We start from the raw sequence: 20,182 nt of genomic DNA on the forward strand, positions 1-20,182 counted from the left end.
TTGGTTCGCTTATCTGATCGGAATTTGTTCGCAGCATTTTCCGATTTTTTTATGGCCTAAGGTCAGTTCGTCATATCTGTTCTGTTTTTAGTTTGGATTATTTAATAATGATGTAATTGTCTTTCTGGTAATAGTCAAAGCTATGAATGTCATTGAAATAGCTCAGGATTTTCGTAAGCGGTTCATCTTCAAAACTGGCATTGAAAACCTCAGTTTCAAATTTGTTGTTCTGGTTCACGATTTTCACGTTGTATTTTCTTTCGAGCTTTTTACAGATGTTTTTAAACGCCATATTCCTGAATGACAATCCGCCGCGAATCCAGGACGTGTAATAATCGGTCGAAACGGCCTTAGTATCGATGCTTTTATTTTTTCGGTCGAAACTGCCTTTAAATCCTGGTTTTAGGATGGTGTTTTTAGTTGCATCAAAGATTTCATTCGCACCATACATTCCTACCGAACCTTCCACAAGCACCACATCTGTCTGATCGTCTTCAGGATAATTCGACACATTGAAATGTGTTCCCAAAACGCGAACATTGAGTTCATCAGCATTGATTACAAACGGATGTTTCTTGTCTTTGGCCACATCAAAATAGGCTTCGCCTTCAAGAAAAACCTGCCTGTTCTGGCTGGCAAGGAATTTTACCGGATATTTTAAAGTTGTTCCGGCGTTAAGGTGAACGATCGTTCCGTCAGACAATTGGAGCTGGAAACGCTTTCCATACGGAATTTTAATGGTGTTATAAACTAAATTTTCTATTGGAGTTTCATTGTCATAGACGATTTTGTCGCGGTTGTGGTTTCCAATGACATTTCCGTTCTCATCTTTTACTGTTGATGTGGTATTTTCAGAAATCACCTGGATTTCGCCGTTTTCAAGTTGCAGCGTAATCTGATTGCTGTTTTTGTCGATGACAGTTTGCTGTTCATTTGTAAAAAACCCTTTCTGGTAAGAGATTCCGATGGAAAGCAATACGACAACCGAAGCGGCAATCGCAGCATACCGGCGCCAGTTTGATTTTTTCGGAGCGATTGAAATGATTTCTTTTTCTTCAGATTGATTCATGATGTTGGCAAAAATGCCTTCTGCAACAAAAGTTTCCATTTTTGGCATTTCGCCAATCAATGATTTGATTTCTTCAACGGTTGGAAAATCAGCAGTCATTTTGTTTGTCCTGAAGTAGGAAACAACTTGCTCTATTTCATCAGCAGTGCATTGGTTTAATACAAACTTTTCTAAGAGAATTTTTATGTCGTGGTTCTGGTTCATCGCAATCGATTTTGTACTTGTTTCTTAATATACAGCCAGGAAGGCGCAGAGTATTACTCAAACGTTATAGATTTCTTAATTTTAACAGAAAATAATTCCAGCACTTCATCTAAAATAATTGTGAAGTATTGATTTTGCTGATATTTTAAATTGAAGTTCAGTGTTAAAATTTTACAAAAAAAATCACCCCAAAAGGTGATTTGTAATTTTAAAGCCGTCATTTATAGATTTCATCGTGTGCCTGAAGGAAAATCCGGAGCGATTCAAGCGCTTTGCTCATCTGGCTTTTGACCGTGTTGACAGAAATTCCGAGTTCTATGCTGATTTCTTCATAGGTCATGCCTTTCTTTCGGGACATTTTGAAGATTTGTTTTCGTTTGGGCGGCAGTTGGTTGATCGCTTGTTTTTTGATCTTTTTACAATCGTCTTCGCGGATGTGGTAATCGCCTTGATCGTATGATGTCTGGCTTTCATAGAAAATTTCCTGTTTCAGCAGCACATCGTTAGCGGCTTTGTTCAGCAAATTAAAAGCCTGGTTTCGGGCTATGGTAAATAAATAAGCCCTGAAAGATTTTTCGGAATCCAGGTTTTCGCGGTGTAGCCAGACTTTTAGAAAAACATCCTGCACATTTTCTTCGGCGAAATCTTTAGATTTTAATAAACTCAGGCTATAACCGTAAATATCCTGGTAATACAGATCAAAAAGCTTGCGAAAAGCCAACTCGCTGTGATTTTTGAGTTCACGCACGAGCAATTGGTCATTCTGCCTATTGCTTTCAAACATCTGTATAATTTAATTTTTATTCGATAAAATTACGATAATCATAATTTATTTAATAAAATATGATAAGTTCACAAATATATAAAAAGACGTATAACAAAATTATTTTTTTTGATTTAAAAGGTATATCCGTTTTTACTATAATATTCATAGTTCGAATATGCTTAATCCATTCTAAGAATGTAAATTTGTTGGTTTTAACAAGTATCTCAACATTTGTAAAAGCCGAATTTTACAACAAAAAACGGTTAAAAAGAAACGAAGTACCCATACAAACAACTATTTTTATTAGCCTTAAATTTAAAGATTATGACATCCGATTTAAAGAAAACCTTTTTGAAAATAATGAAGTGGTTCGGGATAACGATCGCGGGAATTTTATTGCTGATGTTTTTACTTCCCATGCTGTTTCCCGGAACAATTGCTTCCGAAGTAAAAAAAGTCGCCAATAAAAGTCTCGACGCCAAACTAAATTTCACCAAATCAAAGTTGTCGTTTTTTACGCATTTTCCGTCACTCACCGTTTCGCTTGACGATTTGTCGCTTACCGGTTCGGCACCATTTCGAAACGATACCTTATTAAAAGCCGATCAGGTTGCTTTTGGGATCAATCTCAAAAGGCTGATTTTTAACAATGAAGTCAAAATTGACAAGCTTTATATTTCCGATGCATTTGTAAACGTCATGGTTAATACAAAAGGCGAAGCCAATTACAATGTGTATATTGCTCCAAAAGACCAGCCGAAAGACTCGACAGATGAAGGAACGGCAATCAGGCTCGACCGAATCGATTTTGAAAACTGCCACATCAAATACAACGACCGATCTGCAAAAATCCTTGTTGATGCGCACGGTTTCAATTATGTTGGAAAAGGCGATCTCAGCGAAGATGTGTTCGATCTGCAAACCGATGCCGAGATTGATTCGCTTGATTTTTACTACGATAAAACGCCTTACCTCCAAAAGAAAAAACTGCACGCCGATTTGATCACGCGCATCAACACCAACGCGCTTTCTTTCATTCTTCAGAAAAACGAATTGCGGATCAACAAGTTGCCGCTTGAATTTACAGGTGTGTTTACCATTTTAAAAGACGGTTATAAAATCAATCTTGATGCAGCGTCACAAAACACAACCGTTGAAGATCTGGTTTCGGTTTTGCCGCCACAATACCAAACCTGGGCAGAAGATACTAAAATCAAAGGCCGCAGCGATTTACTGTTTACTTTTAAAGGCCGATACAACGCTTCCAAAAACCAAAAGCCCGATCTCGGATTTAAGTTTAAAGTGCGCGATGGCGGAATTGAATATAAAAAATCACCTGTTCCGCTGACTGATTTTAATATGGATTTATCGGCGATGATGCCTTCTCTGGATGTTAAAAAACTCACGCTTGACGTGAAAAATTTCGGATTTAAACTCGGTGAAAAAGATTATTTCAACGCCGTTTTACAAACAAAAGGATTGTCTGAAATGAATGTCAATGCCAATATCAAAGGTGCGCTTGACCTAAAAACCCTTAACGCAGCCGTTGGAATTCCCGATTTCGACATGCGTGGAATTCTTAAAACAGATATTACTGCAAACGGAACTTACAGCGATTCCCTAAAGCTTTTTCCTAAAACCAAAGGCGGAATCAACCTGCAAGGCGGATGGATCAAAACCAAATATTATCCAAACCCGATTACGAACATTACTTTTGTGGCAAGCATCCTGAACAATGCGGGAACTTTTCAGGATTTGAGCGTGGCTGTCACTCCGGCATCTTTTAAATTTGAAGGAAATCCGGTTTATGTGAATGCGGCGGTATCAGATTTTAGCGATATGGCATATAAGGCTAGGATTAAGGGCGAACTCAACGTGGGCAAGATTTACCAGGTATTTTCGCGAAAAGGCCTTGATGTTACTGGTTATGCTAAAGCAGATCTTTCGCTGAACGGTAGGCAAAGCTATGCGACCACCGGACAATACAGCAAACTTGATAATAAAGGAACAATCATTTTAAAGAACATCAAAACCACATCTGAGCTGTTTCCGAAAGCATTTGTGATCAATGAAGGTTTGTTCCGATTTCAGAATGAAAAAATGTGGTTCGAGAAATTTACGGCCAATTATGGGAAATCTGATTTTGCGTTAAATGGATACTTACTAAATACGATCAATTACTTCCTGGAATCGCATGGCACGCTGAGCGGAAACTTCAACCTGAAGTCAAAACTGATCAATGTTGATGAATTCATGTCGCTCAAAGAAGGTGAAAATAAAGACCGCAAAGGCGATGTTGAAGTGGCGAAAGAAGAAAACCCGAAAATGAGTGGAGTAGTGGCCGTGCCGAAAAACCTCAATGTTTCCCTGGTTACCAATGTGGATAAAGTCGAATACAACGGATTGGTGCTTAATGCGCTAGCCGGCAAAACCGGAATTTCAAAAGGGCAGCTGTACCTTGAAAATACGGTTTTTGACATTATTGGATGCAAAGTGGGCATCGATGCGAGATATGATGACGAAACGCCGTTGGCTGCAAACTTCGATGTTCATTTCCGTGCCAACGATTTTAGCGTAAAAAGAGCATATAATGAAATTCCGATGTTTCACGATATGGTTTCGGCTGCTGAAAAAACAGAAGGAATTATTTCGTTAGATTACCAGTTGAAAGGTGATATTGATGGAAATATGAGCCCGATATATGAATCGCTCGAAGGCGGAGGAACGATCAATCTGAGGGATGTAAAAGTTACAGGATTAAAACTGTTTGGCAGCGTGAGCGAGAAAACAGGGCAGGACGGACTCAACAATCCGCAGATGAAAGGCATTGACATCAAAACAACGATTAACAACAATCTGATCCATATTGAAGATTTTACCTTCAAAGTTTCGGCGTTCAGGCCAACAATTAAAGGAACAACAAGTTTTGACGGATTGCTCGATTTGAAATTGAGGCTCGGTTTGCCGCCTTTGGGATTAATCGGAATTCCGATTGTGATCACCGGAACGCACGAAAAGCCCGAAATCAAAGTCTTCAGCAAAACCGGAAAAGAAATCCTCGATGCCGAATACAATACGAAAACCAATAAAGTCGTGAAAAAAGACAGGCGGAAAAATCCGGAACCTGAAACTAAAAAATAAAAAAGGCTGCTCTTTCGGGCAGCCTTTTTCATATCAGAAAATAAATTATTCCTTGATGATTTTAATCGTTTTCGTCATGTTATCTGAATTGACTTTTACGATGTAAGCCCCTTTTGAAAGCCCTGAAAAGTCTACATCACCTGTAACAGCATTGATGTTTTTCGCTTTTACTTCCTGTCCTAAAAGATTGTAAACTGACACAGCTGAAATATTGCTTGCCGCAGCAAAATGCAATACGTCTTTAACAGGATTTGGATAATATGCAAAAGCCTTATTGTCAAAGGCAGTCGTAGCCAAAGCCGTATCTAAACTAATGTCGTCGATTTGAATGTACCCTTGGTCGGCATCAGACAAACTATGAAACCCTACATAATATACCCCGCTGGTTTGAGGTGTAAAATTCACAGTAGCTTCGTCATAAGGATCATCAAAACTTGTGATCATGTTGTCAAAAACCAAAAGCGGCTCAGTGCTCATGGCTGTAGAAGAGGCTTCAGCGCCGAAATTCACTTCCAGATGTTCTACATAATCAAACAAGCCCAATCCGCTGCGGTATTTGAATTTTAAGTTGTAGGCCACACCGCCGGTAAGGTTTAAACCAGGCGTAAATGCCCAGTCATCGCCAGGTAATTCAGAATCATACGTGTAAAGCAAACTATAAGTTCCTGAATCAGATGGAACATCACTTTGTACCGCCCAGCCCGAATCCTCGCCGCCATTGACATCTTCATAAGTAAAGCAACTGATGTTTTCATCAAATTCAAATCCGCCTGTAAATGGAATATCGAGAGGTTCGCAAATAGGCGCTGTTCCGCAGGTTACGATACGCGCTCTTTCGTCATCGCTATCGGCGCATTCCGCGTTATCGTGCAGGTAAAAACGAATGATGCCTGAAATTGTTGCTGTCCATTCGGCACTGCCTTCACCAGATGCATAAACAACGGTTCCAGCTTCATCGCTAATGGTCACAAAATCAGTTGAAAGGTCACTCGAAAAAGTATAATTCACACCTTCTGTAACCTGGACAAACGAGTATTCGCCACTGTAACAATCTCCCGCAATCGTATTTGGAAAGCTGTCGCAGCGCGGGGTAAAAGTCTCGATTGGATATTGGCCGTTTGCCGCTTCAAGGCACTGCGCCTGTAAAGCTGGAGAGAAGCAAAGCATTAGCAAAGCCACACTGGTTTTAAGTAATTTTTTTTTCATGTGTAAGATAATTTTAGTTTAATTGCTAATATACGATTATCAGATTCGAATTCTAAGCGTATGTAAATTTTTTTTACTATATAAAGCGGCACACCGATAATTTTTTAAGTGCGCAAAACACGGCCATACATGTTAATATTGTAATTTCTTAGTGCTAAATTGTACGGATGCCATGTGGTTTCTGAGTACTTTTAAAAAAAATAAAATACTATGAAATATTTAAAGTTTAGCCTACGAACTATATTATTTGCCTTAATCTTTATTGCGATTTCCTGTAAAAAACAAAATGAAAACTCCGGGGGATCAGATTCGAAATTTGCAATTGACAGCACAAAAATTGGTGCCTTTTTTAACAAATATCCCGATTTCAAACCTTACAATTCTGAGATAAAAGCTTTGTATAAAAAACACAATTACCAATATGTCTGGTATGACGACGATGGCAGGAACGATTTTGCCGAAGTGCTATACAACAAGGCTTCACAGCTCGATGTTGAAGGCGTTCCAGTAGATTTGCCTTACAAACAGGATTTTGAAACGCTGTTTTCTGAAGACAGAAGCAAGCCCGACCTGAACAATGAACTTCTGATCAGTTCGATGTATTTTTTTTATGCAAAAAAAGTGTATGCAGGCCTTGATCCTCAGCAGAGCAAGCAATTGGGCTGGTATTTGCCAAGGGAAAAATCATCTTACGTGGATTATCTTGATGCATTGATGAAAGACAGCGATCTGATCAAAAAAGATGAAAAAGAACTTATCGGCCAATATTACAACCTTAGAAAAGGCCTGGGTCATTATCGCGACATTCAAAAGAAAGGCGGCTGGGGAACAATTGCTTTAACAGATGGTGTAAAATCGCTTAAAAGCGGAGACAATTCTCCGGCTGTTGCAGCACTCAGGAAAAGATTGTTTTTGTCGGGAGATTTGGCTTCCGATGATGGCAGTACTGTTTTTGATGCTGCATTACTCGAAGGAGTTCGCAAATATCAAACTAGACAACATCTTAAAAATGAAGATTTTGTAAGTTCAGCAATGATTGCAGACTTGAATATTCCTGTTGAAGAGCGCATTAAAACCATCATTGTAAATATGGAACGCTGCCGATGGATCGCACCGGATTATGCCGATGCAAAAGAATACATCGCTGTCAATATTCCGTCATACAGTTTAAGATATGTGCGTGACGGAAAACCAATTCTGGAATCTAATGTAGTGGTTGGAAAAGAACTCAATAAAACAGTCGTTTTCAGCGGAATGATGAGTTATATTGTATTTAGTCCGTATTGGAATATCCCAAAAAGCATTATCGAAAAAGAAATCAAACCTGGAATTGCCAAGGATAAAAATTATCTCCAAAAGCACAATATGGAATACCACAACAATTCGATCAGGCAAAAACCCGGCGACCAGAATTCGCTTGGATTAATTAAATTCATGTTTCCAAATTCCAACAATATTTATTTGCATGATACACCGGCAAAAGGATTATTCAGTAAAGATGCGCGTGCTTTAAGCCATGGATGCGTTCGTGTTGAAAAAGCCCGTGATATGGCAGTTTTAATTTTGGATAACGACAAGAACTGGAATGCCAAAAAAGTCGATGAAGCCATGCATTCAGGCAAAGAACAAAATTATACGCTCAAGCGAAAAATTCCGGTTTACATTGCATATTTTACAGCACGCGCAGATGAAAACGGAAATGTGAGCTTTTACAATGACATTTACAAACGCGATGCACATTTGGCTGGAATGCTTTACAAATAATAATTTATTTATAAAAATCAAACGGCTCATAATTAGAGCCGTTTTTTATTTATCATACAAATTGAATATCAATCTGAAATCAGCTAAAAACGGCTTTTTCAAATAAAAACAAATATTTAATTTAAACTATAATATATATTATGTAAAATAGAATGTTTCAGATACTACTTTCATTTCCCTATAAATCATAAAAAAACACCGTTGTATGACGGTGTTTTTCATATAATCTTTAAATCTTGAATTATTTAATCTTCAACGGAATATTCCATTTTTCCCAACTCAAAGTCACATTGTCTTTATTAATTGTATAAACCAGTTTTTCAATGCTTTCTGTTGCAGCTTGCGGTTTCAGTTTTACACGCAACTGGTCTTTTTTCTGGTCATAATCATACGAACCCCATTGCCTAAATTCCTTGTTAAAAATAACAATGACTTCAGATTTATTCGGGATCAGGAAAAAAGAATATTTTCCAGCCGGTAATTTTTGCCCTTCTACAGTTAGTTCTTTATCGGTTTCAAATGTTGTAGCTTCGTTTGCCCCGGCACGCCAGACTTTGTCAAACGGAACAAGTTCACCCCAAATTGGACGGCCTTTTACAGACGGGCTTCCATAATTGATCGTAATGCTAGCACCATTGATTTTCCCAGTTGCCGTTTCTGCCGGGCTTGCTTTCTTTTCCTGTGCAAATCCCAATGTTGTAGCCGTAAATGCGACAACCATCGCGCAAATTTTAAATGTACTTTTCATAAGTTGTTGGTTTGTAATTATTTTAATGTTTAAAGATAAATCAAACATCAAAAGCAATTCGCGCATTTATAATACATTTAACAAGAACATTTTGAAGAAAATACAAATCGCCTAAAAGCCATAATTTATGCGTTTCGAACCTTGTGAGATTTGGCAATATCAATTATATTTACGAATCATTAAGACCTGAATTTGCTATGAATGTCATCGCTGAGCGCATTGCCGATTTCCTCAAACAATACCCGCCGTTTAACAATTTGTCAATTGAAGAACTGACAATTGTGGCCACGAGCATTCGTGTAGTAAACATCGAGAAACACAAGACTTTGTTCCGAATTAACGATGTATTGCACGATAGTTTTTATGTTGTTGCTTCAGGTGTGATCAATTTGTCCGTAATTTCAGATGCCGAAGAAACGCTTTTAAACAAATGTGTTGAAGGTGATGTTTTTGGATTGCGCCCGTTTTTTGCCAAAAACAATTATATGATGACGGCAAAAGCGCGTGAAGAAAGCGTGGTTTATGCGATTCCAATTGATACGTTCCGTCCGTTTGTTGCTAAAAATGCAGAGGTTTTAAATTTTCTTCTTGAAAGTTTCGCCAACAATTCAAACAATCCCGAAGACCGCCAGAACAAAGGAAAACTACTCTCCGATCACGTCGTTTACACCGGTGGATCACAATCGGAAATGCAGTATTTCCAGTCGTTGACTTACAACAAAATGCCATTGAAATCTTTTGTAAATACTACTGTCAGAGATGCAGCACAACTGATGACCGACAATTTAATGGACAATCTAATCATAGTCGATAACAACCATTTTCCTGTCGGAATCGTAACAGATAGCGACATGCGTTCCAAAATTGCGACCGGCCGCGTTCCAATTACGGCAACTGTTGATAAGATCATGGCCGCTCCTGTCCTTGCCGTTCCCGAAAACGTATCATTGGCAGAAGCACAATTATTGATTTTAAAATACAATGTCAGCCACTTGTGCGTCACCCAGGACGGCTCCGATAAATCTGAAATTAAAGGTATTATATCTGAACACGATCTTATTGTGGCACAAGCAAGTAACCCTGGTGTTTTAATCAAGGAAATTAAACGTTCCCAGGACGCAAAAGACCTGAAAAAGATTCGTGCGAAATTGTCGGATATGATTCAGACATCCATCAATAAAAACATTCCCCTTTCGCATATTTCGAATATCGCAGGGGAAATTAATCTGGCACTTATCAAACGTTCTGTCGAGTTGGCAATCTTGGATATGGGTTCGCCTCCTGCCCGATTTGCATGGTTAAGCATCGGAAGCCAAGGCAGAAAAGAGCAATTGTTACTCACAGACCAGGACAGTATTTTGGTTTTTGAAGATGTCGCCCCTGAAAAGTACCGCGATGTTAAAGATTACTTTTTAAAACTTGCCAAACGCGCGACTTCCACACTCGAAAAAATCGGTTATCCATATTGCCCAAACGTACACATGGCAAGTAACATTCTTTGGTGTAAATCGCTGTCAGACTGGACCAAACAATATGAAAACTGGATCAATACTCCGGGTGAAAAAAGCAACGAGATCAGCAGTATATTTTTCGATTACGAAATTGCTTTCGGAGAAATAAAAATTGAAGAAGCGATTACCGATGTCATTTTCAGGAATGCTTCAAGAGGCAAATTGTTCTTCGATTACCTCGGAAATGACGCATTAAGGAAGCCGCCACCATTGAGTTTTTTCAAAAAATTCAATGTTGAGGAAGAAGGCGCGAACGAAAATAAATTCGACATCAAAACCCGTGCATTAATGCCACTAATCGATGGCGCACGATTGTTTTGTTTAAGCTTGAACATCAAAGGAATCAACAATACTTATTTGCGTTTCAAACAATTGGCAATGACCGATCCGCGGCATTCAGAAATTTACCTGAACTGTGCAGAAGCGTTCGTAATATTGTCGAAAATCCGAACCGTGGAAGGTTTAAAAACCGAATCTGACGGACAGTTCATCAATCTCGAAGAGCTGTCAAAAGTCGACCGCGAAAAACTAAAAAATGCGCTTGCGCCAATGAAAGATCTTGAGGAACTGATCAAAGCCAGGTTTCAACTGACCCAATTTTCATAATTATGTTTGACTGGATTAAAAATATCAATAAGGATTATCCCGAATTTTACAAGAATTACATTTCAAAGTTTGAGAAAAAATCACCGCGGATTGTAGTCTTAAGCCTTGATACAACTGGATTGGATCCTGAAAAAGATGTGATCTTGTCTTTTGGCGCGGTCGGAATCCAAAATAATAGTATTCTCGTCAGCGATAATTTTGAGATTGTGCTTTTACAATATAAATATTTGCACGATAACGGACTTTCGAATGAATTCATCATCGAAAGCAAGCAGCCAAAACTTGGCGAACGCGAAGGTGTTCAGGCTTTTATCGAATACATAGGAAATGCCGTTTTAGTTGGTCATCGCATTCATTTTGATGTCGCGATGATCAACGAAGCGCTTGTGAAAATGGATTGCGGCAGATTGAAAAATGAAGCACTCGACGTCGAGATTATGCACCAGAAACTTACCGACAATTTTGACAAATCGGTTTCTGTTGATGAATTACTGAACATTTACAAAGTATCAAAAAGCGACCGATATTCTTCAGCTGAAGATGCTTACAATATGGCGCTATTATTTTTAAAACTCAAGGCAAGATTGGGTCTATAAAATAGAAATGATTTGCTCAAAACGGCCGTGATTGCTAATAGAAACTGGTTTTTTATTCAAGAATGGTATTCCGTTTTCTTTGGTAATTCCATTCCTGTTTTCGAGGTGAATTATGGCATCAAAATCGGATTTTTGGCAAACAGCAATCGAAGAAATCCTTTCATCTGAAAAATCTGTTTTAGTAAAATACACTTGATTTTCAAATGACACTTTCCCGAAATCAGAATCTTCATCTGAACATTCAAATTTCATCGGATGAAATAATCGAACGTTGCTTTCCCGATTCCAGATTTTATATGCCGCTTCTTTCCTACTCCACAATTCCCAGACTTTAACCTCAGGATTTTCCGAATTTAAAATTTGCAAATGTTCCTTTTCAGTAAAAATTTTTTGTAGAAAACCGTTGCGTTTCCAGTTGCTTTCTTTCTGGGCTAAAGCCAGATCTACAACATCGTTCCCGATCATTTTTCGGCTAGTTTCGTGTCGATAATTTCCAACGCTGCGTCGACACTTGTCATTTTTTCCATTGAAACATTGTCGATTTCAATTCCAAAAGCTTCTTCAACATCCAGAACAATATCAACCAAATTAGCAGAATTGATCTTTAAATCATTAATGAAATCAGTACTTTCATTCAGCTTTTCAAATGCTTCCTGATCTTTAACATACGGTTTTACGATGTCTTTTAATTTTGATATGGCTTCTTCCCTATTCATGGTTTATTTTTTTGCGATTACAATCCTGAAACCGTCCGGGTCGATATAAGTAACGCCGTTTGCATTCCAATATGGATTTTTTGAAGTTATGGATTTAATGTTATTTGATTCGAATTTCGTACAGATTTGTTCAAATTCGTTTTCATTTTCAGGATAAAAAACCAATAAATCATCTTCATCCGGTTCGTGTTTTGGCAATTCATCCGAAACTGTAAATTCCAGATGCCAATCCGAATTTGGCTTCCCGATGAAAACACCGTCATAATTATAGTGATTTTCAAAACGCCCCAAAATTTCAAATCCTGGAATGTTACAGTAAAAATCAATTATCAACTGCAAGTTTTTCGTATGCCGCGCCACTCTGAATGTCATTTTATCCTTTAAATTTCTTAAAGATAACACATCCGTTGACATCTCCAAAGCCAAAACTCGCTTTTGCGACAACATTCAACTCTTTATTTATAAGTTTTGTCGGAATGCATTCTGAATCAATGATTTCCAGTATTTCCAGATTTACATCTTCGCAATTGATATTTGGAAAAATAAAATTGTGGTACAACTGCAAAACCGCCGCAACGCTTTCTACGCCGCCCGATGCCGAAAGGCAATGTCCGACCATCGATTTCAGCGAATTGATCGGTGGAAAATCTTTTCCTTTTCTCATCAAAGCTTTGCTCCAGTTTGAAATTTCCAGGCTGTCTTTTGAAGTCGCGGTCAGATGTCCGTTGATTGTATCGATATCTTTTCCGCTCACATTGGCATTTTTCAACGCATCAGAAATGCATTTTTGCACCGCTACCGGATTTGGCGCTGTCATCGAACCTTCACCGCGCTGTCCGCCTGAATTTACATTTCCGCCCAAAACCTCGCCGTAAATCCTTGCGCCTCTTTTCAATGCAGTTTCCAAATCTTCAAGCAGCAGAGCACCAGCGCCACTTCCCGGAACAAAGCCTGATGCTGTGGTACTCATCGGACGCGAACCTTTTTCCGGACTTTCGTTGTGTTTAAAAGTACAGACTTTCATTGCATCGAATCCGCCCCAAATGTATGGACCGGAATCGCTCGTTGCGCCTGCTAACATTCTTTTGGCTTTTCCAGATTTAATTCTTTCATAACACATCAAAATGCTTTCGGCTCCGGTTGTGCATGCGGCAGAATTTGTTGTGACCTGATTTCCGAGTCCGAGTTTTCCACCAATGTATGCGCTGATGCCACTTCCCATTGTTTGTGCAACCGCTGTGCTTCCAAGCCTTCGCGTTTGCAGATCGTCTATTTTATAAATGCTTTCGCGGAATTTCTCTATTCCCGAAGTTCCGGTTCCAAAAACTGTTCCGCTGTCCCAATCTGGATCTTTGTTGTTTTCCAATGACAATCCGGCATCTTTCCATGCATCGATTCCTGCGATTACGCCATATAGAATCCCTGTTGAATTGAAATTCCGAAGTTCGAGCTCTGAAAAATAATCGCGTTTTTTATCTTCTGAAATTTCTGGGGTTGCCGAAATCTGACACGAAAACTGCAAATCGGCCAGTTGCTGGTCAAATTTTATTCCGGATTTTCCAGCTTTTATCGCATCCAAAAACGCATCAAGCCCAACTCCATTTGGCGCTACAATCCCAAGCCCGGTAATTACAACTCTCCTTTCCATATTATACGATCATTCCGGCAATAGTTCCCGAACAGACTTCTTCGCCTCGCTCGTTTTTCATTGCGACTTTGCATTTTAATTTTCCGAAACGAAAATAGACTTTTTCAGAAATTACCGTCACTTTTTCATTCGGGGAAACTGGTTTTAAAAATTCCATTTCTGTTGATGTTAAACCAATTACAGTTTCCGAATTGAATTGATCATCGAGTAAAAAAATTCCCAAACAAACCAATCCAATTTGTGCCATGGTTTCAGTCAAAATCACTCCGGGCGTTACCGGATTTTCTTTAAAATGTCCTTTATAGAAATCCAGGTTTTCATCAAAAAAGAATGTACCTTCTACTCCATTTTCATCAATACGAACGATTTCATCCACAAACAAAAACGGTTTGGAATACGGCAACTTCGATATGATTTCGTCTTTAATCATCGTTGTAGATTTCAATTACCATTGCAGCAATACGCGCTGTGCGGAAAATCCGGGACCGAAACTCAGCATAACGCCTTTCTCTCCTTTTTTCGGATTTTCATCCATGATTTTTTCGAGTACATATAAAACCGTAGCGCTTGACATATTCCCGTAAAGCCTTAAAATCTCTTTGGTTGCGTTGATATTCTTTCCCAATCCCGAGAATAATTCTTCGACTGTATGAACGATTTTTTTTCCACCCGGATGAAAGATCAAATGATCGATATCTTCAATTTTCAGATTATTTTTTGCTAAGAACGGATGAATAATATCAGGGAAATGAGACGCGATCGTTTCGGGAACTTCAATGTCGAGAACCATTTGCAATCCCGAATTCGTAAGCTTAAAACCCATCATGTGCTCATTGTCATAAAAATGGTACATTTCGTCAGCAAGGATTTCCGGTCCTGAATCTCTTTCGTCGGAAGATAGCAACGCACAAGCCGCACCATCGCCGAAAATCGCAGCACTTACGACATTTGCCATCGAATAATCATCCAACTGGAAAGTCGCCGTCGGACTTTCTACTGCAATGACAGCAGCGCGTTTCCCAGGATTCGCTTTTAAGAAATTTCGGGCGTAAATAATTCCTGAAATTCCGGCGGCACAGCCCATTTCTGTAACCGGCAAACGCACAATATCCTGCCGTAATTTCAATTTATTGATCAGATAAGCATCTAATGACGGAATCATGATTCCGGTGCAACTGACCGTGATGATGTAATCGAGCGTTTCAGGTTTCCAGTTGGCTTTTTCGAGCGCTTTGATCAATACTTTTTCACCGAGTTCAATGACTTCGCGCGTGTAAATATCATTTTTTTGTTCGAATGAAGTCGCTGTAAAAACTTCTGAGGGTTCCATAATAGAATAGCGTTTGTCAACCGCAGCACCTTCGAAAATCTTTTTGACTTTGCGGATGAAACGCTCGTCCTGGCCGTGAAGCCAAGTGTCGAGAAACGGAATGATTTCTTCAGTTGTTTTGTGGTATTTCGGAAGTTGTTTGGCAACAGCCTGTATTTTTACGCTCATGTTTTTGAAATGATCCATTGGTAGCGGAACGCCCATTTCCATTGGATTTTATAATTGGTTAATTGTAATTTTTTTGAGTAATCGATCAGTTCCTGTTTTTTAAATCCGCGTAAAATGGAAGTCAAACCATCTTCGCGCGGCATTTTTTTGAGTTGGAAAACAAAACCCAGCAATTGGAATAACCGGTATGCCAATGCACTTCTCTGCAAATCGTTGATCACAATCCCGATTCTGGAATTTCGTTTTAATATTCGCATGATCCAAAGCAATTCTTCTTCTTTAAAATGATGCAAAGTCAACGTACATAAGGAAATATCATATTGAAAGTTTTCAAACTTCGGACTAAAAACATTCTCAGTAAGGTACGAAATATTGGGATAAACCGTCGATAATTCTTTGGCGCGAAGAATCGTATTGTGGTTTGCATCGATGCCAATCAATTTAAAATTCCGGTTTTCCTGCTGGGCAAAATCAGCGAGCATCCGTAACATGTCACCGTTTCCGCAGCCGAGATCGATTATTTTAATTTCCTGAGAAAGTGGTACATTTTCAATCAAGGATTTTACGCCGTCAAGCGTAATTTTGTTTCCTCCAAGCAAACGGTTGATGCTTGCGATTTTGTCTAACGCATCAATAAGATTTTCGCCTTCCATCGCAAAATCATCCATAATTTCGGGATCATCGGTTCTGTAAGTCGTATCGATCATTGTGGGGTTGTTAATAATTCGCCGTGCGTTTGTCTGATCATCATGGGCAGTAATGCCGGAAACCATACAAAAACACGGATCAAAATTTCAGAAAGCCGTTGCTGTTGCAGCAATTTTCCTAAAAACCGTCCCATTTTGAGCCTTTTTGAAAAATGACTGTTCCAGGATTTATGGTATTCTTTTTCAAGTGATTCGCGGGAAAGGCTTTCTTGTTTTAAATATTTGGTTACCGATTCAGACACTATTTTCGCACTGTGTATCGCCATGGCCATTCCGTTTCCACACAATGGATGAATGAGTCCGGCCGTGTCGCCAACCATTAAAACGCGATTTTCTACGCATTTCTTTTTATCGAATGAAATTTGGCTTATCGTTAGGGGCTTTTCAAAAATCGCAGTCGCATTTTCAAAAACAGCTTTCAGTACCGGATTTTTATAAACGACATTTTTCTGGTATTCGTCGAGGTTTTTATATTGTTTGAACGTTTCAAAATCGGCCAAATAACAAATATTAATTGTATCATTTTCAACTTTGGAAACACCGCAATAGCCGCCTTTAAAATTGTGTAATCCAACAGTTTCATCAGGAAAATTTCCTTTGTAATGTCCTTTTACTGCAAGCCACGGTGATTTTTTTACGATAAAATCGCGGTGCATTTTCTGATCCAAATTGGAACGTTTGCCGAAAGCGCCAATGACAATTTTAGATTTCAGGATTTCGTTGTTCGAAAGCGTTACTAAAAATTCGTCATTTGAAAAATCGATTTCAGTGACCGTTTCTTCAACAACTTTACAATTTTGTGAAACTGCTTTTTGAAATAAATAATGATCGAATGCAAATCTACTAATGCCAAATCCGCCCAAAGGCAAATTTCCATGAATGATTTTTCCTGTTCCTGTGGAAAAAATGATCTCCCGAATTTTCGTTGGATGCAAAACTTCGGGATTTATGCCAAGCCAATCCAGATAAGGCAGCACTTCATTTGAAATGTATTCGCCGCAGACTTTATGCCTTGGATATTTATTTTTGTCGATCACTGTCACGGGAAATCCATTTTTTGATAAATGAATCGCGCTCGTAAGTCCGGCCAAACCGCCGCCAACAATAATGATATGATTATTTTCGTCCATAATAATGCGCTAATTTATGGATTTAAGCCAATTAAATGTTGCAGCTGAAAGTTTAAAGTTTACAATTTAACCATGTTTATCGTTCCTAAAATGAAAAAACCTGACGATTGCCAGGCTTTCTAAATAGTTGTAAAATGATACTGTTAATCTTTCTGAAACTTGAATCTGATATCGCCGGCATAATAATCATCACGCATCACATTTGGAATTGTTTGCGAGGTACCGTTAATATAGCCATAGTTTGTGATTTTAATATCCCCGACAGTTATTGGGTATGAAGTAGCTGAAGCGTCTGGCTTGCTATAATTGTACCAATCGTTGCTATTAAAAGTAAACATATATTCCTTGTCTTTCGTTAAAACCAATGCAGTAATGTTTTTTGAAACTTCTACATCAGGCGAAGCGACGTCAATAAGTTCTGTTCTTAATACAGTTGCGGTAGCTTTGTCCCAAATAGCGATTCGCATTCCCGAATGAATATCCGGAATTTTTGCGCTGATTGAAGTGATTTTTCCATTAACCGTCGGCGTAAAGGCGATACCAAATTCGGCATCTCCAGAATCTTTTTTATTTTCTATTTTGGTAAATCCCGCTGCTTGTAAATATCCGGACAAAGGATCCTGCGTGATGTTTTCCGGTGCTGCGACATCACTATCGTCATCACTGCTGCAACTTACGATTGGCAGCATCATACAAGCAAATAAAGTTAATTTTAAAAAGTTTGTTTTCAGATTTAAAAAATTTGTGTCCATGATTTCATTTGTTTAGATTGTTTATATTATGTTTAGTTAAGACAGTTGCTTAACAATACGGTAAATATCTATTTGATGTAACTAAATGAAAAACAGAAATATACAAACAGCCTGTTTCAATATACAAACTCATGGATTGTACTATTTTAAAAAAATAATATTAAAAAAGCCGCTCTTATAGCGGCTTAAATTTATAATCTTCCTTCCTTGATTTCATCTACAATTTCAGGATTCAGTAAAGTGGTTGTGTCCCCGAAATTTGAAAAATCCCCTTCAGCGATCTTTCGCAAAATGCGCCTCATGATTTTTCCGGAGCGCGTTTTTGGCAATCCTGAGACAAATTGGATCTTATCGAGTTTTGCAATCGGGCCAATTTGGTTTGAAATCGCCTGATTGATCTCGTTTGAAAGGTTTGTACGGTCGCGGCTTTCGCCTGTATCTTTCAAAATGATAAATCCGTATAAGGCATTTCCTTTGATGTCGTGCGGAAATCCTACAATCGCAGATTCTGCTACGGCCGGATGTTCGTTGATGGCGTCTTCAATTGGTGCTGTTCCTAAATTGTGTCCGGAAACAATTACTACATCATCAACGCGGCCGGTGATTCTGTAATAACCCACTTCGTCCCTCAATGCGCCGTCGCCTGTGAAATATTTCCCTGGAAATGTAGAGAAATACGTGTCTTTGTATCGTTGATGGTCGCCCCAGATCGTTCTTGCAATTCCCGGCCACGGAAACTTAATGCACAAACTTCCAACAACTTGGTTTCCTTCAATTTCATTGCGCTTTTCGTCCATTAAAACCGGTTGGATTCCAGGCAACGGCAAAGTCGCATAAGTTGGTTTTGTTGGCGTTACAAATGGAACCGGGGAAATCAAAATACCGCCGGTTTCTGTTTGCCACCAGGTATCTACAAGCGGGCAACGCTTTCCTCCTACGTGGTCGTTGTACCAATGCCAGGCTTCTTCGTTGATCGGTTCGCCTACAGATCCAATAACTTTTAGCGAACTCAACGGAAATCTCTGAACGTAATCAATGCTTTCTTTTGCTAACGAGCGTATCGCTGTCGGCGCGGTGTAAAACTGGTTGACTTTGTGTTTTTCGATGACTTCCCAAAAGCGGCTGAAATCAGGATAAGACGGAATTCCTTCGAAAATAACAGTCGTCGCACCGTTCAATAATGGCCCATATAAAATATATGAATGCCCGGTGATCCAACCGATGTCAGCCGTACACCAATAGACATCGTTTTCTTCGTAATTGAAAATATTTTTAAAAGTATAAGCGGTATACACCATATATCCCGCAGTCGTATGCACCATTCCTTTCGGTTTTCCGGTCGAGCCAGAGGTGTATAAAATAAACAATGGATCTTCGGCGTCCATGATTTCAGCAACGTTGTTATCTGAAGCATCATCGAGTAGTTGCTGCAACCAAAGGTCGCGTCCGGCAGTCATTTTGACTTCTTCATTGGTACGTTTTACCACCAAAACCGATTTTACAGACGGACAAGTGTTTAATGCTTCATCTATAATTCCTTTTAAATCTATTGTTTTATTACCTCGGAAACCGCCGTCAGAAGTAATGACCAATTTACAATCGGAGTCATTGATTCGGGTTGCTACAGCAGATGAAGAAAATCCGGCGAAAACAACTGAGTGAATGGCACCGATTCTCGCGCAAGCTAAAACAGCAACCGCCAATTCCGGAATCATTGGCAGATAAATACATACGCGGTCGCCTTTTTCGATTCCCTGGTCGCGAAGCACATTCGCCATTTTACAAACACGCTGGTGGAGTTCATTGTATGTAATGTGTTGCGCTTCCTCTTTCGGGTCGTTCGGTTCAAAAATGATTGCGGTTTTGTTGCCACGTCGGGCTAAATGACGGTCGACGCAATTTTTTACGATGTTGACTTTGGCACCTGTAAACCATTTAATGTCGGCTTCAGCCATATCAAATTCGACCACTTTATCCCATTGCTGATACCATTGAAAATTTTCCTCTGCGATTTTTCCCCAGAATTTACGCGGCTCGCGAATCGATTTGTTGTAATGCTTGAAGTATTGTTCTAAATTGTCAATTTTATAATAGCTCATGGTGCTGAATTTTAGAATCGG

Annotated in this window: 18 protein-coding genes; 4 read left to right on the forward strand and 14 right to left on the reverse strand. The window is 39.1% G+C overall.

What is annotated here, in order from left to right; all coding sequences use genetic code 11:
- Positions 1-97: 97 nt before the first annotated feature.
- Both BLS32_RS12860 and BLS32_RS12865 read right to left on the reverse strand, forming a co-directional pair.
- Positions 98-1,273, reverse strand: coding sequence for a FecR family protein (locus tag BLS32_RS12860; protein WP_091396511.1), 1,176 nt, complete (start codon positions 1,271-1,273; stop codon positions 98-100).
- Positions 1,274-1,490: 217 nt separating this feature from the next.
- The gene (locus BLS32_RS12865; RefSeq protein WP_091396514.1) at positions 1,491-2,057 is read right to left on the reverse strand and encodes an RNA polymerase sigma factor; all 567 of its coding nucleotides are present in this window, start codon (positions 2,055-2,057) and stop codon (positions 1,491-1,493) included.
- 342 nt (positions 2,058-2,399) lie between these two features.
- Here BLS32_RS12865 and BLS32_RS12870 point away from each other — a divergent pair, with 342 nt between their 5' ends.
- A complete protein-coding gene (locus BLS32_RS12870; RefSeq protein WP_245699450.1) occupies positions 2,400-5,180 on the forward strand; it encodes an AsmA family protein in 2,781 nt (926 codons plus the stop codon).
- A 45-nt stretch (positions 5,181-5,225) separates the two neighbouring features.
- On the opposite strand, the gene BLS32_RS12875 is transcribed toward BLS32_RS12870, so the two are convergent.
- Positions 5,226-6,386, reverse strand: coding sequence for a T9SS-dependent choice-of-anchor J family protein (locus BLS32_RS12875; RefSeq protein WP_091396519.1), 1,161 nt, complete (start codon positions 6,384-6,386; stop codon positions 5,226-5,228).
- A 210-nt stretch (positions 6,387-6,596) separates the two neighbouring features.
- Between BLS32_RS12875 and BLS32_RS12880 the strand changes: the two genes are divergently transcribed.
- The gene (locus tag BLS32_RS12880; RefSeq protein WP_091396522.1) at positions 6,597-8,150 is read left to right on the forward strand and encodes a L,D-transpeptidase family protein; all 1,554 of its coding nucleotides are present in this window, start codon (positions 6,597-6,599) and stop codon (positions 8,148-8,150) included.
- Between the two features lie 241 nt (positions 8,151-8,391).
- On the opposite strand, the gene BLS32_RS12885 is transcribed toward BLS32_RS12880, so the two are convergent.
- On the reverse strand, positions 8,392-8,898 hold the full coding sequence (locus tag BLS32_RS12885; protein ID WP_091396937.1) for a DUF2911 domain-containing protein: 507 nt from the start codon (positions 8,896-8,898) through the stop codon (positions 8,392-8,394).
- 197 nt (positions 8,899-9,095) lie between these two features.
- Between BLS32_RS12885 and BLS32_RS12890 the strand changes: the two genes are divergently transcribed.
- Both BLS32_RS12890 and BLS32_RS12895 read left to right on the forward strand, forming a co-directional pair.
- A complete protein-coding gene (locus tag BLS32_RS12890; RefSeq protein ID WP_091396525.1) occupies positions 9,096-11,015 on the forward strand; it encodes a DUF294 nucleotidyltransferase-like domain-containing protein in 1,920 nt (639 codons plus the stop codon).
- A gap of 2 nt (positions 11,016-11,017) precedes the next feature.
- Entirely contained in the window at positions 11,018-11,611 is a 594-nt protein-coding gene (locus BLS32_RS12895; RefSeq protein ID WP_091396528.1) for a 3'-5' exonuclease, read from the forward strand.
- Here the strand turns inward: BLS32_RS12895 and BLS32_RS12900 are convergent.
- From BLS32_RS12900 to acs, 10 genes are all read right to left on the reverse strand, one after another.
- Entirely contained in the window at positions 11,606-12,076 is a 471-nt protein-coding gene (locus BLS32_RS12900; protein ID WP_091396531.1) for a 4'-phosphopantetheinyl transferase family protein, read from the reverse strand. The genes BLS32_RS12895 and BLS32_RS12900 overlap by 6 nt on opposite strands.
- On the reverse strand, positions 12,073-12,327 hold the full coding sequence (locus BLS32_RS12905; RefSeq protein WP_091396534.1) for an acyl carrier protein: 255 nt from the start codon (positions 12,325-12,327) through the stop codon (positions 12,073-12,075). Before BLS32_RS12905 ends, BLS32_RS12900 begins: the two co-directional genes overlap by 4 nt.
- 3 nt (positions 12,328-12,330) lie before the next feature.
- Positions 12,331-12,699 carry a VOC family protein gene (locus BLS32_RS12910; protein ID WP_091396940.1) on the reverse strand — a complete coding sequence of 123 codons (369 nt, stop codon included), beginning with the start codon at positions 12,697-12,699 and terminating at the stop codon, positions 12,331-12,333.
- Position 12,700: 1 nt separating this feature from the next.
- Positions 12,701-13,975, reverse strand: a complete 1,275-nt coding sequence (locus tag BLS32_RS12915; RefSeq protein WP_091396537.1) for a beta-ketoacyl-[acyl-carrier-protein] synthase family protein — start codon at positions 13,973-13,975, stop codon at positions 12,701-12,703.
- Position 13,976: 1 nt separating this feature from the next.
- Positions 13,977-14,405 carry a 3-hydroxyacyl-ACP dehydratase FabZ family protein gene (locus BLS32_RS12920; RefSeq protein ID WP_091396943.1) on the reverse strand — a complete coding sequence of 143 codons (429 nt, stop codon included), beginning with the start codon at positions 14,403-14,405 and terminating at the stop codon, positions 13,977-13,979.
- Between the two features lie 15 nt (positions 14,406-14,420).
- On the reverse strand, positions 14,421-15,473 hold the full coding sequence (locus BLS32_RS12925) for a type III polyketide synthase (protein WP_091396945.1): 1,053 nt from the start codon (positions 15,471-15,473) through the stop codon (positions 14,421-14,423).
- The gene (locus BLS32_RS12930; RefSeq protein WP_245699452.1) at positions 15,470-16,180 is read right to left on the reverse strand and encodes a methyltransferase domain-containing protein; all 711 of its coding nucleotides are present in this window, start codon (positions 16,178-16,180) and stop codon (positions 15,470-15,472) included. The genes BLS32_RS12925 and BLS32_RS12930 overlap by 4 nt, the downstream gene beginning before the upstream one ends.
- Positions 16,177-17,310, reverse strand: a complete 1,134-nt coding sequence (locus BLS32_RS12935; protein WP_091396539.1) for an NAD(P)/FAD-dependent oxidoreductase — start codon at positions 17,308-17,310, stop codon at positions 16,177-16,179. Before BLS32_RS12935 ends, BLS32_RS12930 begins: the two co-directional genes overlap by 4 nt.
- A gap of 143 nt (positions 17,311-17,453) precedes the next feature.
- On the reverse strand, positions 17,454-18,062 hold the full coding sequence (locus tag BLS32_RS12940) for a DUF4082 domain-containing protein (RefSeq protein WP_139171776.1): 609 nt from the start codon (positions 18,060-18,062) through the stop codon (positions 17,454-17,456).
- 191 nt (positions 18,063-18,253) lie between these two features.
- On the reverse strand, positions 18,254-20,161 hold the full coding sequence (gene acs, locus BLS32_RS12945) for an acetate--CoA ligase (protein WP_091396546.1): 1,908 nt from the start codon (positions 20,159-20,161) through the stop codon (positions 18,254-18,256).
- Between the last annotated feature and the right edge of the window lie 21 nt (positions 20,162-20,182).

The sequence above is a fragment of the Flavobacterium noncentrifugens genome, from assembly GCF_900100375.1.
Classification (GTDB): Bacteria; Bacteroidota; Bacteroidia; order Flavobacteriales; family Flavobacteriaceae; genus Flavobacterium; species Flavobacterium noncentrifugens.

Coding starts and splice junctions, on each gene's coding strand:
- BLS32_RS12860 (WP_091396511.1), bottom strand. CDS start 1,273: ATGAACCAGAACCACGACATAAAAATTCTCTTAGAAAAGTTTGTATTA.
- BLS32_RS12865 (WP_091396514.1), bottom strand. CDS start 2,057: ATGTTTGAAAGCAATAGGCAGAATGACCAATTGCTCGTGCGTGAACTC.
- BLS32_RS12870 (WP_245699450.1), top strand. CDS start 2,400: ATGAAGTGGTTCGGGATAACGATCGCGGGAATTTTATTGCTGATGTTT.
- BLS32_RS12875 (WP_091396519.1), bottom strand. CDS start 6,386: ATGAAAAAAAAATTACTTAAAACCAGTGTGGCTTTGCTAATGCTTTGC.
- BLS32_RS12880 (WP_091396522.1), top strand. CDS start 6,597: ATGAAATATTTAAAGTTTAGCCTACGAACTATATTATTTGCCTTAATC.
- BLS32_RS12885 (WP_091396937.1), bottom strand. CDS start 8,898: ATGAAAAGTACATTTAAAATTTGCGCGATGGTTGTCGCATTTACGGCT.
- BLS32_RS12890 (WP_091396525.1), top strand. CDS start 9,096: ATGAATGTCATCGCTGAGCGCATTGCCGATTTCCTCAAACAATACCCG.
- BLS32_RS12895 (WP_091396528.1), top strand. CDS start 11,018: ATGTTTGACTGGATTAAAAATATCAATAAGGATTATCCCGAATTTTAC.
- BLS32_RS12900 (WP_091396531.1), bottom strand. CDS start 12,076: ATGATCGGGAACGATGTTGTAGATCTGGCTTTAGCCCAGAAAGAAAGC.
- BLS32_RS12905 (WP_091396534.1), bottom strand. CDS start 12,327: ATGAATAGGGAAGAAGCCATATCAAAATTAAAAGACATCGTAAAACCG.
- BLS32_RS12910 (WP_091396940.1), bottom strand. CDS start 12,699: ATGACATTCAGAGTGGCGCGGCATACGAAAAACTTGCAGTTGATAATT.
- BLS32_RS12915 (WP_091396537.1), bottom strand. CDS start 13,975: ATGGAAAGGAGAGTTGTAATTACCGGGCTTGGGATTGTAGCGCCAAAT.
- BLS32_RS12920 (WP_091396943.1), bottom strand. CDS start 14,405: ATGATTAAAGACGAAATCATATCGAAGTTGCCGTATTCCAAACCGTTT.
- BLS32_RS12925 (WP_091396945.1), bottom strand. CDS start 15,473: ATGAGCGTAAAAATACAGGCTGTTGCCAAACAACTTCCGAAATACCAC.
- BLS32_RS12930 (WP_245699452.1), bottom strand. CDS start 16,180: ATGATCGATACGACTTACAGAACCGATGATCCCGAAATTATGGATGAT.
- BLS32_RS12935 (WP_091396539.1), bottom strand. CDS start 17,310: ATGGACGAAAATAATCATATCATTATTGTTGGCGGCGGTTTGGCCGGA.
- BLS32_RS12940 (WP_139171776.1), bottom strand. CDS start 18,062: ATGGACACAAATTTTTTAAATCTGAAAACAAACTTTTTAAAATTAACT.
- acs (WP_091396546.1), bottom strand. CDS start 20,161: ATGAGCTATTATAAAATTGACAATTTAGAACAATACTTCAAGCATTAC.